This window comes from Streptomyces pseudovenezuelae (assembly GCF_001513955.1).
GTDB lineage: Bacteria > Actinomycetota > Actinomycetes > Streptomycetales > Streptomycetaceae > Streptomyces > Streptomyces pseudovenezuelae.
The window spans coordinates 682,892-696,172 of record NZ_KQ948145.1 but is presented as its reverse complement, the minus strand read 5'-3'; the positions used below and the strand labels follow the sequence as shown (position 1 = coordinate 696,172).

The window sequence follows — 13,281 nt, the reverse complement described above, 5'->3', positions numbered from 1 at the left end:
ACCCGCAGGCCGCCGATAGGGTTGGCCGGTGATCACCCACCCGAAACTCCAGCTGACCGTCGACTGCGCCGAGCCGGAGCGACTCGCGGTCTTCTGGGCCGCGGCGCTGGGCTACGAGGTCGAGCCGCCCCCGGCGCCCTTCACCAGCTGGCGCGCGTACTGGCTGGACCAGGGCTTGCCGGAGGAGGAACTGGGCACCGGCGAGGGCAGTGACTCCGTCGTCGATCCGCGGGGCGTCGGACCGCGCATCTGGTTCCAGCAGGTGCCCGAGCCCAAGACCGTCAAGAACCGGCTCCACCTCGACCTCGGCGTGAGCGGTGGGCGCGGCGTCCCGTTCGCCACCCGCAAGGAGCGCGTCCTCGCCGAGGTGGCCCGCCTGGAGAGCGCCGGCGCGTCCCGGCTGCGTGTCGAGGAGTCGGAGGAATCGGGCTCCTGTTTCGTCGTGATGCGGGATCCGGAGGGCAACGAGTTCTGCGTGCACTGAGCGCAGTGCCGTCGGCCCCCCGTCACCGCGCTCCCGTGAGCGACCGGCCCGCGAGAGCGGACGTGTCCTCAGGCCGGGCGGACCACGCTGTGGATTCCCGATTCGCCGTCGTAGTAGATCGACTCCTCGCGGACGTACGCGCCCGGCTTGGGGGCGTGGATCATCATGCCGTTGCCGATGTAGAGGCCCACGTGACTGATGTCGTCGTAGAAGAAGACCAGGTCACCGGGCTGGGCGTCGGCCAGGGAGACCGTGGTGCCGGCGTTGACCTGGTCGTAGGTGACGCGCGGGAGGTCGACGCCGGCGGCCTTCCAGGCGGCCTGGGTGAGCCCTGAGCAGTCGTAGGAGTCGGGGCCGGTGGCGCCCCAGACGTACGGCTTGCCGATCTGCGCGCGGGCGAAGGCGAGGGCCTTGGCGGCCTTGGTGGCGTACGAGGAGTCGGGCGCCGTCGGCGTGCTCTGCTGCGGGGTGGTCGCCTCCTGCGCGGCCTTCTCCGCCGCGGCCTGCTGCTGTGCCAGCTCCGCCGCCTTGCGGGCCGCCTCCTGCTGCTTCTGCTTCTCGATCGCCGCGAGACGCGCCTTCTCCTGGGCGGTCAGCTCCGACAACAGGTCGCGTGCGTCGGCGAGCTTCTTCTGGACGGTCGCCTTGGCGGTCTTCAGGTCGCTCTGCGTATCGGTGAGCGTCTGAAGGCTCTGGGAGGCCTCCTGGCGCTTCTTCATCGTCGCGGACTGCTCCGAGACGTAGTCGTCGACGGCGCCCTTCTGGCGGCTCGTCAAGCGGCCCATCAGCTGGGTCTGGTCGAAGTAGTCCTGCGGGGTGTCGGCGAGCAGGAAGGTCGCCGTGTCGGGCGCGGCGGCGCCGGTGCGGTACTGGGTCGCGGCGAAGGAACCGAGTTCCTCCCGTGCCTCGTTGAGCTTCTGGGTGCGCTGGGCGACGTCCTGGAGGAGGGTGTCGACCTGTTTGCGCTGCTTGGTGGTCTTCTCCTTGGTGGCGTTGTAGTTGTCGGTCGCCGACTCGGCCTGGCGGTAGAGGTCGTCGACCTTCTTCTCGACCTCTTCGAGACTCGGCTTGTCATCGGCCGGCGCGGCGTTCGCCGACTGGGACAGCAGGGCCACGGAGGTGAGGGCGGCCGTCGCGAGGGCTGGGGTCCGTATGCCTGCTACGCGCGTACCGACGGGACGCGACTTGCGGTGCGACGCCAAGGGAGGCGACTCCTTCCAGTGCTCCGCCTGCCGAGTTTGTGGTGGGGGTCCCCCAGGCCGTCCAGGCTCTGGGGGAGGCTTCGGGCGACGTGCTTCGGAAGGTTTGCCCTACGGCGCTCCCCTGCGCGGGAGTCGGCCGATCACCCCAAGTTCGGTGGGTCCCGGCTCCGGGCGCGCGGCGGCGCCGGCGGACTCGGCGGAGGCCGTGCGGCCCGGCGACGTTCGCCGGTGGGGGTCGTACGGCCTGTCCGAAACGGTAGCCAACTGGTGTGGTCCGTGTGAAGGTTGATGTGCGATATGCCCGATACATTTTCGTGACCTTCGTCCCAGGCGTCGCTCCACGGGGTCAATCGGCGGTGATGTGCCATGACTTGGGTGCATTTCGTAGAGGGGTGCCGACAGTGGTGCCTCCCGCACGGTTTTCCACGGGGTCCCCTCCAGGTCACCCCTGGCGCCCGCGTGGGCCGGGGCGAGGTGGCGGAAAGTGGCGTGTGGACGCGCCGCGGGGTCGTGCGGCCCGCCACGGTCGGGTCCGGGGCGTCGAGAGCTGCGGCCCGCCGGAGGCCGGGGTGCCGACGAAGCCGCCCGGCCCGGCAGCCCGTGGCCCGTCCGCGTCGCGGCCGGGGGAGGTGGGAACGGCCTGGGCGCCGTCCACCCGGATCCAGCCGCACGGGACGGCGAGGCGGTGAAGCCCGCCGTGGGCTGCGCTTCGTTGGTGTCGTGACCAAGGTCTCGCAGAGAGCGTGAGAGGGCGGCCGTGGAAGGCGGACGGGCGTCGGGAGGAGGCGGCGGGAAGATCATCGGCTGCGGATGCGGGTGGATGTTCTCAGGGCGGCGGCGCTCTGTCAGTGGGGCACCCTAGACTCGGAGAGCGATGAGCAGCCTCTTTGACGACAGCTTCCTGGCAAGCCTCCAGGCCCCTCGGGCCCACGGGGAAGAACCGCCGCCGCCCGAGGACGAGCACGTGCCGGAGCAGGTTCCGGACGACCTGTTCGGCGGGAAGTTCGACGTGCCCCCGGACCGGGACGCCTACTACCGCGACGGCGCCCCGCGCCCGGTGGTGGACCCGGCCGCCCTCCTGGAGGGGCTGAACGAGAACCAGCGCGCCGCCGTCGTGCACTCCGGCACCCCGCTGCTCATCGTGGCCGGTGCCGGCTCCGGCAAGACCCGGGTCCTCACCCACCGCATCGCCCACCTCCTCGGCGAGCGCCATGTCCACCCGGGCCAGATCCTCGCGATCACCTTCACGAACAAGGCCGCGGGCGAGATGAAGGAGCGCGTCGAGCAGCTCGTCGGCCCGCGCGCGAACGCGATGTGGGTGATGACCTTCCACAGCGCCTGCGTGCGCATCCTGCGCAGGGAGTCGAAGAAGCTCGGGTTCACCTCCTCCTTCTCGATCTACGACGCCGCCGACTCCAAGCGCCTCATGGCCCTGGTCTGCCGCGACCTGGACCTCGATCCCAAGAAGTTCCCGCCGAAGTCCTTCAGCGCCAAGATCAGCAACCTGAAGAACGAGCTGATCGACGAGGAGGACTTCGCCGCCCAGGCCACCGACGGTTTCGAGAAGACCCTCGCCCAGGCCTACGCGATGTACCAGTCGCGCCTGCGCGAGGCGAACGCCCTCGACTTCGACGACCTGATCATGACGACGGTCAACCTGCTCCGCGCGTTCCCCGACGTCTCCGAGCACTACCGCCGCCGCTTCCGGCATGTCCTCGTCGACGAGTACCAGGACACCAACCACGCGCAGTACGCGCTGGTCAGGGAGCTGGTCGGGACCTCCGAGCACCCCGTGGACGTACCGCCGAGCGAGCACGACCTGCCGCCCGCCGAGCTCTGCGTGGTCGGTGACGCCGACCAGTCGATCTACGCCTTCCGCGGCGCGACCATCCGCAACATCCTCCAGTTCGAGGAGGACTACCCGGACGCGACGACGATCCTCCTGGAGCAGAACTACCGCTCCACCCAGACGATCCTCACCGCCGCCAACGCCGTCATCGAGCGCAACGAGTCCCGCCGCCCCAAGAACCTGTGGACCAACGCGGGCGCGGGCGCGCGCATCACCGGCTATGTCGCCGACACCGAGCACGACGAGGCGCAGTTCGTCGCCGACGAGATAGACCGCCTCACCGACGCGGGCGACGCGAAGGCCGGCGATGTCGCCGTCTTCTACCGCACCAACGCACAGTCCCGTGTTTTCGAAGAGGTCTTCATCCGCGTCGGCCTGCCCTACAAGGTCGTCGGCGGTGTCCGCTTCTACGAGCGCAAGGAGGTCCGGGACGTCCTGGCCTACCTGCGCGTCCTCGCCAACCCAGAGGACTCCGTGCCGCTGCGCCGGATCCTCAACGTCCCCAAGCGGGGCATCGGGGACCGCGCCGAGGCGATGATCGACGCACTGTCCCAGCGGGAGAAGATCAGCTTCCCGCAGGCCCTCAAGCGCGTCGACGAGGCGTACGGCATGGCCGCGCGCTCCACCAACGCCGTGAAGCGGTTCAACGTGCTGATGGAGGAGCTCCGCACGATCGTCGAGTCCGGCGCGGGCCCGGCGACCGTCCTGGAAGCGGTCCTCGAACGCACCGGTTACCTCGCCGAGTTGCAGGCCTCCACCGACCCGCAGGACGAGACCCGCATCGAGAACCTCCAGGAACTCGCCGCCGTGGCCCTGGAGTTCGAGCAGGAGTCGGGCGAGGGCGAGGAGCCCGGCTCGCTCTCCGACTTCCTGGAGCGGGTCGCGCTCGTGGCCGACTCCGACCAGATCCCCGACGAGGACGAGGACGGCTCCGGCGTCATCACCCTGATGACCCTGCACACCGCCAAGGGCCTGGAGTTCCCGGTCGTCTTCCTCACCGGCATGGAGGACGGCGTCTTCCCGCACATGCGCGCCCTCGGCCAGGCCAAGGAGCTGGAGGAGGAGCGGCGGCTGGCGTACGTGGGCATCACGCGCGCGCGTGAGCGGCTGTATCTGACCCGGTCCTCGCTGCGCAGCGCGTGGGGGCAGCCGTCGTACAACCCGCCCTCCCGCTTCCTTGAGGAGATCCCGGCGCAGCACGTCGACTGGAAGCGCACGGGCGCGGTCGCCGCTCCGGCGGGGCCGGTCTCGGGGGTCGCCGCCTCGCTGTCGTCCTCCCGCTCCCGCTCCTCGGCGTCGGGCGCGTCCGGCTTCGCGACGCGCAGGAGCGCGGAGAAGCCGGTGGTGTCCCTGGCCGTCGGCGACCGGGTCACCCACGACCAGTTCGGTCTGGGCACGGTGGTCGGAGTGAAGGGCACGGGCGCGAACGCCGAGGCGACGATCGACTTCGGGGAGGCGAAGCCGAAGCGACTGCTGCTGCGGTACGCGCCGGTGGAGAAGCTGTAGCCGCAGGCGGGGACTGGGCCCGAGAGGTTACGTCGGGTCCAGTCCGTGGCTGCGCAGCCACGGCAGGGGGTCTATGGCCGAACCGCCCGCCGGGTGCACCTCGAAGTGCAGGTGGGGGCCGGTCGAGTTGCCGGAGTTGCCGGAGTACGCGATGGGGTCGCCGGCCTTGACCGTCGTACCGGAGGCGACGCGGTAGCTGGAGAGGTGGCAGTACCACGTCTCCGTGCCGTCCTTCGCCGTCACGACCATCATGTTGCCGTAGGCGCTGTTCCACTGCGTCCGCACGGTGCCGTCGGTCGCGGCCATCACCGTCGTGCCGTACGACACCGGGAAGTCGATGCCGGTGTGGACGGACATCCAGTTGACGCCGGACTGGCCGAAGTAGGCGCTGAGCCCGCGCTGCGCGACCGGAAGCGCGAACTTCGGGCGCAGCCGCTCCTTGCGGGCCGCCTCCTCCGCCGCCTTCCTCTTCTCGGCCACCTGCTGGGCCTTGAGGTCGATGCGCTCCTGCGTACGGCTGGCCCGGTCGGCGAAGTCGTCGGCACCGGCCGAAAGGCTCTCGAGCTGGCTGTCCAGCTTGTTGTTCGCGACGGCCGGCTTGACGGCGGTGTCCGCGAGGGTCGTCGCGGTGTCCTTGTCGTCGCCGGTCAGCGTGCCGACCGAGGCGGCGGCGATGCCGGCGACCCCCATGACACACGCCGAGGGGACGGCGATCGTCAGCAGCGCGGAGCGCTTGGCGGGCATACGGCGGCGGGAGCGGTTCGCGTTGCGCGCGGCGACGCGGGAGCCCGAGGCGGGGGTCGCGGCGGCCTCCTCCTGGTCGTCCAGGAGCGGGGCGTCGGCGTCGTGCACGGCGGGCATCTCGCCGGTGGCGGTGGCTTCCGCGGTGGCGTGGGACTCGTCGTCGGGCGAGGTGTGCTCGGCGTAGGCGTCGCCGTAAGGATTCGCCTCGCCGTACGCGTGGGTCTCGTCGTAGGTGTGGCTCTCGTCGTACCCGGCCTGCTCGAAGGCGGCCGTCGGCTGCGGGTCGGCCGCCGTGCCATCGGAGTTCCACTGCGTGGCGTCGTACGCCCCGGTGTCGAAGGTCTGCGTGCCCCATTCCCAGTGCTGGGTCTGGTCGGCCTGGCCCGCGAACTGGTCCGTCTGGTGCCAGGAGCTCGCGTCCCACTGGCCGCTGTGGTCGGGGCTGCCTGCCTGCGGCGGGATCGCGCCGAGCTGCTGCTGGTCGGCGCCCCACTGGGTGGCGTCGTACGCGCCGGTGTCGTAGGCGGCGTGGTGCTGGGCCGCGTACATGTCGTAGTTCAGGGTCTGGTGACCGCCCGTGGTCCACGTGGAGGCGTCGTACGAACCGGTGGCGTCGCCCGGCATGTCGCCGAAGAGCGGGTCGGTCGCGAAGGTGCCGGTGGCCTGCGCGCAGCTCGCGCCAGTGGCGTCGAAACCGGTCGCTTCATAGCCGCCGTACGTGGTGAAGTCGCCGTACTGGGCCTCCTGGGTGCCGTACGACGCGTAGTGCGACGAGTCGGCGTCAGAGGCCGGAGCCGGGGTGGTCATGGTCCCCGACGGGTGACGGTCGTTCACCAACTTCTCTTTCGCCTCGACAACAGGGGCTGCCAGAGCAGTGCGGCGACTGTACCCGGCGGTACGCGGGCGCGACAATCTTCAACTGGTTTTAGGCGCGCAGGAAACGGGCATTCGGCTGTGTTTCGGGGGACTGCGGGCGCGACTTTGGCTCTGTGTTCGAAGGTTGTTCGACTTCGGCCCGCGGTCCGGTGCCTGTCGGCGCGCTGTCGCCGGCCTGTGGGACGAACTGCGGATGGCCCGCCCCGGCGACCGATACGACTGTTACGCCACGGTCAGTCCGCTCGCGCGCTCGGCCGTCTCCTCCCCGGTCCGCGCGGTGTCGAGCACCTGCCGTATCCCGGTCGCGACGGCGGGGTGCACGGGCAGGGCGAGATGTCCGATCCCGCTCACCCGGACGTTCTGCGCCATCAGGTCCTCATGGTCGATGCAGGCGGCCTCCAGTGGGTCCATCACATGGTCGAGGTCGCTCCAGAAGCTGACGAAGTGCGTACGGCAGCCTGGCGCCGGCTGAGTGAGCTCTTCGAGCAACTCCGAGCCGGGGCGCATCTGGCGCACGATGGGGTGCGCGTTCGCCAGTGGCGCCACCCGGGTGCCGGAGTGCGGGGTGCCGAGCGTCACCAGCGTGCGGACCCGGGAGTCACCGCCCAGTCGCTGCACGTAGTACCGAGCGATCAGGCCGCCCAGGCTGTGCCCGACGACATCGACCCGCTCACTGCCCGTGCGCTCGCAGATCCCCTCTATGTGCCGGCCGAGCAGCTCCGCCGCGGCGCGGATGTCGCAGGTCAGCGGGGAGTAGTTGAGCGACTCGATCTGCTGCCTGCCGTGCTGGGCGAGGCTGCGGCGCAGGAGCACGAAGACCGAGCGGTTGTCGATGAAGCCGTGCAGCAGGACGACCGGGGGCTTGGCCTGAGTCGGCAGTTGCGCGGCGCCGTTCTCCGGCGCGGGGAGCTGGGGCAGGGGGGAGCGGCGCTCCTGGGTGATCCCGGACGGGTAGAGCAGGAGATGTCCCGCGAGGATCGCGATCTCGAGCGCGGTCGCCTTCAGGAGGGCCAGGGAGAGTCCCGCCAGTCTGCCGGGAAGCAGACGCTGGCAGAGCGGAAGAAAGGGCAGCGCCGCCCTGGTGACCTTCATGGCCGACCTCCTGTCGGCACACGGGAGGACGGCTCCGTCCCCCGTGTGCGCTCATGGGCAGTCGCGGCGAAGGTCGTCGTCGACACCGGCGTGGCGCGAGAGGGGCATGGAGGCTGGGTGCGGCGGTCGGCGCGGGTTCCGGGGCTGCCGATACGGCCGGCGGAGCTGATGGAACCGGTGGTGCGGGCGACGCCGACGGTACCGGCGGCTGTGCCGGCCGTATCGGTGGTGCCGATGGTGCTCGCGGTGCTGGTGGTGCGCCGGTGACGAGAGGAGTCGCCCTGTCGGTGTGGCGACGAGGCTCCCCGCTGTCGTGCCTTACCTGTCCTACGTGCCCTTCGTGCCGTCGCCGGCGCGCCGCGCCACCGTGACGCGCGGCCTGCGGCGCGGCGGTGCGGCGACCTCGTTGCGGCTCCCGAACGTGTCCCACCATGTGATTTCCCCCTCGGTATCCACGGGAAACTGCATGGTGCGAGATGGTGGCGATAACGTTCGTTCACATTCCGGGCTGTGTGGTACCAGTCGGTAGGAATGGACCAGCAGGCAGGAATGGACGCAGTCGCTTCATGGAGGCAGTGATGGGTGTGACAGCCGGTCCGATCCGCGTGGTGGTGGCCAAGCCGGGGCTCGACGGCCATGACCGCGGGGCCAAGGTGATCGCCAGGGCGCTGCGCGACGCGGGGATGGAGGTCATCTACACCGGCCTCCACCAGACGCCCGAGCAGATCGTCGGCACGGCGATCCAGGAGGATGCCGACGCGATCGGTCTCTCCATCCTCTCCGGCGCCCACAACACCTTGTTCGCCGCCGTGATCGACCTGCTCAGGGAGCGGGAGGCCGAGGACATCCTGGTGTTCGGCGGCGGGATCATCCCGGAGGGGGACATCCCCGCGCTGAAGGAGAAGGGCGTCGCGGAGATCTTCACGCCGGGCGCGACGACCCAGTCGATCGTGGACTGGGTCCGGGAGAACGTGCGGCAGTCGGCCGGGGCGTAGCCGTCCGCTCGCCGGTCCCCGTCCGCTCGCCGGATCCCCGGGCGGCCGAGCGGGTCGGCGGGGGCCGGTCGTCGGGTCGGTGGCACCGACCGCACGGCCTCTCGCGGCGCGGCACACGGTTACGTGCCCTCCAGCTCCTCCGCCATCGCCGCCCGCAACCGCAAGGTCGTCACCAGCCGCTGGAACGCCTCGGCCCAGTAACCCCCCGCTCCGGGACTCGCGTCCTCCCCTTCGTCCGGCACCGCCATCAGCCCCTCCAGCCGTCCCGCCTCGGCCGGATCGAGACACCGCTCCGCCAGCCCCATCACCCCGCTGAAGCTCCACGGGTAACTCCCCGCGTCCCGAGCGATGTTGAGCGCGTCGACCACCGCATGTCCAAGCGGCGCGTCCCACGGCACCCCGCACACCCCCAGCAGCTGGAACGCCTCGGACAACCCGTGGGTCGCGATGAACCCGGCGACCCACTCGGCCCGTTCGGCGGAGCCCAGCGTGCCCAGCAGCTTGGCCCGCTCCGCCAGCGACACCGCACCCGGCCCGCCGGCCTCCGGTGCGGCGGGCGTCCCGAGCAGCGCCCGCGCCCATTCGGCGTCCCGCTGCCGTACGGCGGCCCGGCACCACGCCGCGTGCAGTTCGGTCCGCCAGTCGTCCGCCACCGGCAGTGCCACGATCTCCGCGGGCGTCCGCCCGCCGAGCCGCCCCGGCCATCCGCTCAGCGGCGCGGCCTCCACCAACTGCCCGAACCACCACGACCGTTCCCCCCGCCCCGAGGGCGCCTTCGGTACGACGCCGTCGCGCTCCATGCCCGAGTCGCACTCGTGCGGCGCCTCGACGGCGATCGTCGGCGTGTCCTGCGTGTGGTCGACGGCCACGCACACCCCGGCCCTGACCGCCATCCGCGCCGCCAGCGCCGAGTCCGGCAGTGCGGACAGCAACTCCGCGGCCGTGGACCGCACGTTGCGGCTCCGGTCGGCCAGCGCCTGCTCCAGGAACGGCTCGTCGTCCGGCCCCAGCCCCGCGCGCAGCGAGTCGAGGAACATCAGCCGGTCCTCGGCCCGCTCGGTCGCCCAGGTCGTCGTGAGCAGTTCCCGGGCGGCGGCGGGCTCCCGGGCGCGTATCGCCGCCAGGAGGGCCACCCGCTCGGCGAACAGGCCTTCCTCCCACAGCAGTCGGATCCCCGCGGTGTCCTGCGGTGGCGGCAGCGCGGCGCCGCCACCGGGTGTCGCCCGCAGGGCGAACCGCCAGTCCGGGTTCAGCCGGGCGAGCCAGGTGGCCCGTGAGCCCGCGAACGCAAGCGCCGCCGGCCGCAGATCCGTACGCCCCCGGGCCGCGTCCAGCAGCGCGGGCAGCAGCTGCGGGGGCGCCGCGTAACCGTGCGTGTTCGCCGCCGCGAGCCACTGCGGGAGCAACTCCATCAGATCCGGTGCGGTACCCCTGCGGCCGCTGCCGCCCGTGCCCGGCCGGTCGGCCAGCAGCAGCGCGAGCCGGCGGCCCGCCGCCGCGGGCAGGGCGGGGCGCGGGTCCTCGGGCGCCGGCTGCGGTCGCTGCACCGCGCGCGCGGGCCGCAGCCCGGCCCGCCGCCGTACCGTCTCCACGGCCGCCGCGTCCAGCAACGCCACCGGGGCCCCGGGGCCGGGCTCGATGCCGGGTGGCGTGCGGCGCGCGGTGCCGAGCAGGGCCGAGGTGACGAGCTCCTCCCAGGCGTCGGGCGCGGAGGTCGTGCCGGTCGTGGAGGCCATGTCCGTGGTGGAGGTCGTGCCGGTCGTGGAGGCCATCGCCGTCGCGGAGGCGATGTCCGTCGTGGAGGTCCTGTCCATGCGGTTCCGTTCCGTCCGGTCGGGTGCTCGCTCGGGTGCTCGGTCGGTTCCGTTCAGCACAGTCGCACCGCCTCGCCCGGGCCCTCCGGCCACGCCGTCAGCGGAGTGAAGCCGCGGTGGCCGCACTCGCCGAAGACCTTCACCGGGGCCCCGCCCGAGAGCGCGACCAGGCGCCACAGGCCCGGACGGGAGTGGGAGGAGGCGGTGAGCGGCAGGGCCGAGTCGCCCTCCGCGTCGGCCAGTTGCCAGGAGTCCCCGTCCGGGGCCGGTATCACCCGGTCCAGGGTCACGGGGACCGAGTCCAGCCACGGGTCGTCGCCCAGTGCCTCGCCGTAGCGAGCGGCCGCCTGCTCGGTCGTCACCCCCGGTGGACGGGCCGCCGAGGGCGCGGGCGGAGCGAACTGCTCGCCGAGCGCCGCCCGCAGCTGCCCGGTGCCGGGATAGGGCGACACCTCCGCCTCCAGCTCCAGCCCCACCGGCAGCGCCAGTTCGGGGGCGCGGCCGGCCGCGCCGTAGGAAAGGAGCAGCGCCGTGCGGCCCGAGTCCGTGCCGTGCAGCCAGATCCGACGGGTCGTCAGACGGGCGTCGGCCGTGTCGTACTGGGCGAGGACCAGCCAGCGGTCACGGGTCGCGGAACCGTCCGCCGAGGCGGGCAGGCCGATCCGGGAGCGGACCGTCGACGCGAGGCCGTCCGGCAGCCGCTCGCGGCGCAGCCAGCCCCGGTCGAGGAGGTGGACGAGGGCGCACTCCTCCAGCAGCCGCACCGGCCAGCCCGGACCGGACGACGGGACCGCCCCCAACTCCCGCACCCGCGCGGCCAGTCCCGGCGCCTGGGCGTCGACCATGCGCGCGGCCGTCTCCTCCCACATGCCGTAGCCCGCCTGCTCCGCCCCAGCCAGACCGCCGCGCAGCAGATCCGCCAGCCGCTGCTCCAGCTCCGTCGCGCCCGCCGTGATCCGCACGGCCCGGCGCTCCGCCCTGCGCCGAGCAGCCTCCGGATCACCGGCACCGGCACCGGCACCGGCACCGGCGGCGGCGCCCGCCGTCTGCTTCTCCCGCGTCCGCTGCCTTCTCCCCTCTATCCACTGCTCCGCCCAGTCCGGCGCACCGCCCGGCGGCACCGCTCCCTGCCCGCTCGCCCAGAGCAGCAGCAGCCCGAGCGCGTGCTTGCACGGGAACTTGCGGCTCGGGCAGCTGCACTTGTACGCCGGACCTGCCGCGTCCGCGATGTCGATGACCGTCTGATACGGCTTGCTGCCACTGCCCTTGCACAGCCCCCACACCGTCCCCTCGTCGGAACTCCCCGCCTCGGACCACGGCCCGGCCGCGCCGAGTTTGCTTCCCGCTTTGCGTGAGGCGGCGTCAGGAGCCAGTGCGAGCACCTGATCCGCCGTCCAGCGCACCCCCTGCTGAGTCATGTCATCGAAGGTAGATCCCCCCACTGACAATCGGCCCCGGGCCGACCGCCTCTCCGGCCCTCGCGAGCACGTTTCCGCAGGTCGGATCGCATTGTCAGTGGTGTGGTGCACGGTTGGTGACAGATCCGAACCGGCCGAGCTGGAGGGGGCCTCAGCCATGTCTGTGTCCGTTGAACCGACGACCGTGGAACCGAAGCAGGTCGAGCAGGGGGAGGCGTTGCGGCCGCATGCCGAGGAAGCCTTCGCCGGTGAACTCGCCGCGCTGGCCGCGCAGGACGACCGCCCGCGCCCGGCCCGCTGGAAGCTGTCGCCGTGGGCGGTGGCGACGTACCTCCTCGGCGGCACCCTGCCGTCCGGCAGGGTGATCACCCCGAAGTACGTGGGCCCGCGGCGCCTCGTCGAGGTCGCGGTCACCACCCTCGCCACCGACCGTGCCCTGCTTCTGCTGGGCGTGCCCGGCACCGCGAAGACCTGGGTCTCCGAGCACCTGGCCGCGGCGGTCAGCGGTGACTCGACCCTGCTGGTGCAGGGCACGGCGGGCACCCCGGAGGAGGCGATCCGGTACGGCTGGAACTACGCGCAGCTGCTCGCCAACGGTCCGAGCCGCGACGCCCTGGTGCCCAGCCCGGTGATGCGGGCCATGGCGGAGGGGATGACGGCCCGGGTGGAGGAGCTGACCCGTATCCCGGCCGACGTGCAGGACACCCTGATCACGATCCTGTCCGAGAAGACGCTGCCGATACCGGAGCTGGGCTCGGAGGTGCAGGCGGTCCGCGGCTTCAACCTCATCGCCACGGCCAACGACCGCGACCGCGGGGTCAACGACCTCTCCAGCGCCCTGCGCCGCCGTTTCAACACGGTCGTGCTGCCGCTGCCGGAGAGTGTGGAGGCCGAGGTCGACATCGTCTCGCGCCGCGTCGACCAGATCGGCCGCTCCCTCGACCTGCCGGCCGCGCCCGACGGCATCGCCGAGATCCGCCGGGTCGTGACGGTCTTCCGGGAACTGCGCGACGGGGTGACGTCCGACGGCCGTACGAAGCTCAAGTCGCCCAGCGGCACGCTGTCGACGGCCGAGGCCATCTCCGTCGTCACCGGCGGTCTCGCCCTCGCCGCCCACTTCGGCGACGGCGTCCTGCGGGCCGCGGACGTCGCGGCGGGCATCCTCGGCGCGGTCGTCCGTGATCCGGCGGCCGACCGGGTCGTCTGGCAGGAGTACCTGGAGGCGGTCGTCCGCGAGCGGGACGGCTGGAAGGACTTCTACCGGGCCTGCCGGGAGGTCAGTGCGTGAACGACGACCCGGG

General features: G+C 72.1%; 10 protein-coding genes. 5 read left to right on the top strand and 5 right to left on the bottom strand.

Annotated elements, in window-relative coordinates; all coding sequences use genetic code 11:
* The first annotated feature begins 28 nt into the window (after positions 1–28).
* Positions 29–484 (top strand): VOC family protein, encoded by a 456-nt coding sequence (locus tag AQI94_RS10505; protein ID WP_031053561.1) that lies wholly within the window; start codon positions 29–31, stop codon positions 482–484.
* A 68-nt stretch (positions 485–552) separates the two neighbouring features.
* Here the strand turns inward: AQI94_RS10505 and AQI94_RS10500 are convergent, their stop codons facing one another.
* Entirely contained in the window at positions 553–1,686 is a 1,134-nt protein-coding gene (locus AQI94_RS10500; protein ID WP_031053564.1) for a C40 family peptidase, read from the bottom strand.
* 874 nt (positions 1,687–2,560) lie between these two features.
* Here AQI94_RS10500 and pcrA point away from each other — a divergent pair.
* A complete protein-coding gene (gene pcrA / locus AQI94_RS10495) occupies positions 2,561–5,041 on the top strand; it encodes a DNA helicase PcrA (protein ID WP_031050563.1) in 2,481 nt (826 codons plus the stop codon).
* 27 nt (positions 5,042–5,068) lie between these two features.
* Here pcrA and AQI94_RS10490 read toward each other — a convergent pair whose 3' ends face one another.
* Together AQI94_RS10490 and AQI94_RS10485 are read right to left on the bottom strand one after the other, a co-directional pair.
* A complete protein-coding gene (locus AQI94_RS10490; protein WP_031050561.1) occupies positions 5,069–6,592 on the bottom strand; it encodes a M23 family metallopeptidase in 1,524 nt (507 codons plus the stop codon).
* 291 nt (positions 6,593–6,883) lie between these two features.
* Positions 6,884–7,753, bottom strand: coding sequence for an esterase/lipase family protein (locus AQI94_RS10485; protein ID WP_031050558.1), 870 nt, complete (start codon positions 7,751–7,753; stop codon positions 6,884–6,886).
* Positions 7,754–7,798: 45 nt separating this feature from the next.
* Between AQI94_RS10485 and AQI94_RS44570 the strand changes: the two genes are divergently transcribed.
* Positions 7,799–8,020 carry a hypothetical protein gene (locus AQI94_RS44570; RefSeq protein ID WP_158806311.1) on the top strand — a complete coding sequence of 74 codons (222 nt, stop codon included), beginning with the start codon at positions 7,799–7,801 and terminating at the stop codon, positions 8,018–8,020.
* A gap of 311 nt (positions 8,021–8,331) precedes the next feature.
* Positions 8,332–8,748, top strand: coding sequence for a cobalamin B12-binding domain-containing protein (locus AQI94_RS10480; protein ID WP_031050556.1), 417 nt, complete (start codon positions 8,332–8,334; stop codon positions 8,746–8,748).
* 119 nt (positions 8,749–8,867) lie between these two features.
* On the opposite strand, the gene AQI94_RS10475 is transcribed toward AQI94_RS10480, so the two are convergent.
* Positions 8,868–10,484, bottom strand: a complete 1,617-nt coding sequence (locus AQI94_RS10475) for a DUF5691 domain-containing protein (protein ID WP_062229719.1) — start codon at positions 10,482–10,484, stop codon at positions 8,868–8,870.
* A 131-nt stretch (positions 10,485–10,615) separates the two neighbouring features.
* The gene (locus AQI94_RS10470; RefSeq protein ID WP_031047465.1) at positions 10,616–11,980 is read right to left on the bottom strand and encodes an SWIM zinc finger family protein; all 1,365 of its coding nucleotides are present in this window, start codon (positions 11,978–11,980) and stop codon (positions 10,616–10,618) included.
* A 157-nt stretch (positions 11,981–12,137) separates the two neighbouring features.
* Between AQI94_RS10470 and AQI94_RS10465 the strand changes: the two genes are divergently transcribed.
* Positions 12,138–13,268 (top strand): ATP-binding protein, encoded by a 1,131-nt coding sequence (locus AQI94_RS10465; RefSeq protein ID WP_031047461.1) that lies wholly within the window; start codon positions 12,138–12,140, stop codon positions 13,266–13,268.
* Positions 13,269–13,281 lie beyond the last annotated feature (13 nt).

Bases quoted from the DNA above. Each gene is read 5' to 3' on its own strand.
- AQI94_RS10485 (WP_031050558.1), bottom strand. From the start codon at position 7,753: ATGAAGGTCACCAGGGCGGCGCTGCCCTTTCTTCCGCTCTGCCAGCGT.
- AQI94_RS10480 (WP_031050556.1), top strand. From the start codon at position 8,332: ATGGGTGTGACAGCCGGTCCGATCCGCGTGGTGGTGGCCAAGCCGGGG.
- AQI94_RS10475 (WP_062229719.1), bottom strand. From the start codon at position 10,484: ATGGCCTCCACGACCGGCACGACCTCCGCGCCCGACGCCTGGGAGGAG.
- AQI94_RS10465 (WP_031047461.1), top strand. From the start codon at position 12,138: ATGTCTGTGTCCGTTGAACCGACGACCGTGGAACCGAAGCAGGTCGAG.
- pcrA (WP_031050563.1), top strand. From the start codon at position 2,561: ATGAGCAGCCTCTTTGACGACAGCTTCCTGGCAAGCCTCCAGGCCCCT.
- AQI94_RS10490 (WP_031050561.1), bottom strand. From the start codon at position 6,592: ATGACCACCCCGGCTCCGGCCTCTGACGCCGACTCGTCGCACTACGCG.
- AQI94_RS10470 (WP_031047465.1), bottom strand. From the start codon at position 11,980: ATGACTCAGCAGGGGGTGCGCTGGACGGCGGATCAGGTGCTCGCACTG.